Genomic DNA, 1,185 nt, shown 5'->3' with positions numbered 1-1,185 from the left:
TTATGACCGCAATTTCAAAGAGAAAGCTGTCCAATTAAGTTATGAAAGAGATAATATCTCACAATTAGCCAAGGAACTTGGAATAACAGCACCTTTGCTTTACAAATGGCGTCAGGATTACCAAGAATTTGGAACAGGAAGTTTTCCTGGGAAAGGAAAATTAAAGCTTAGCCCTGAACAGGAAAAAATCCATGAGCTTGAAAAAAAATTAAAAGAAACAGAATTAGAACGTGATATTCTAAAAAAGGCTATAAGCATCTTTTCCAAGGGAGGTCGATGATTTATCTTTTCATAAAAGACCATGAAAAAATATATTCGATTGAAAAGATGTGCAAAGTTTTAAAAGTAAGTCCAAGCAGCTACTATAATTGGAAGCGGCAGATTCTATCAGAAAGACAGAGGAAAACTGCTCTGATTAAAGAAGAAATTACGTCAATATACTTTAATGCTAAACAGCGGTATGGAAGCCCAAGAATTACTCTGGAACTCCAAAGTCAAGGATATCAGATATCCAGAATAACTGTAGCTAAATACATGAAGCAGTTAGGACTGTACAGCAAATTGAGTAAAAAATTCAAAGTAACAACCAATTCAAAACATAATCATTTTATTGTTCCAAATATTCTAAAAAGAGAATTTACAGCAGCAGAACCAGCAAAGGCTTGGGTTTCAGATATCACCTATATACAGACAAAGGATGGATTTTTATATCTGACCATCATTTTAGATTTATTTGACAGAAAGATAGTCGGCTGGAGTTTAAGCAATGGGCTAAGTACTAAACAAACTACAATGACGGCTTGGAAAATGGCAGTTAAGAATAGAACAATTGCAAATGAATTAATATTCCATTCTGACCGAGGAATCCAATATGCCAATAAAAAATTTACTAATGTATTGGACTCTTATAAAAGTATCACAAGAAGTATGAGTCGTAAAGGAGACTGCTGGGATAATGCAGTTGCTGAAAGTTTTTTCAAATCTTTAAAAACTGAATTGGTTTATGGAAGCAAATTAATTTCTAGGGAACAGATGGAACTTGAAATTTTTGAATACATCGAAATTTGGTATAATAAAAAAAGAAGGCATTCGGCTTTGAACTATAAAACAATTGAAGAATTTAATAAACTAACTAATTATAAAAATGTAGCTTAACTTTTTCTCCAGTTTTTGTTTGCATATCCA

General features: G+C 32.4%; 1 protein-coding gene. It reads left to right on the top strand.

The genetic code is table 11. The annotated features are described in order from the left end of the window. A protein-coding gene (locus ACODSB_RS23970; protein WP_488938888.1) for an IS3 family transposase occupies nt 1-1,155 on the top strand; the annotation gives its coding sequence in 2 pieces (ribosomal slippage) (nt 1-251 and nt 251-1,155; 1,156 coding nt annotated over the 2 pieces). This gene is flagged as partial in the annotation. Between the last annotated feature and the right edge of the window lie 30 nt (nt 1,156-1,185).

This window comes from Flavobacterium sp. FG68, assembly GCF_057808895.1.
The sequence above is the reverse complement of the archived record's forward strand: the minus strand, read 5'-3'. Positions and strand labels throughout refer to the sequence as shown.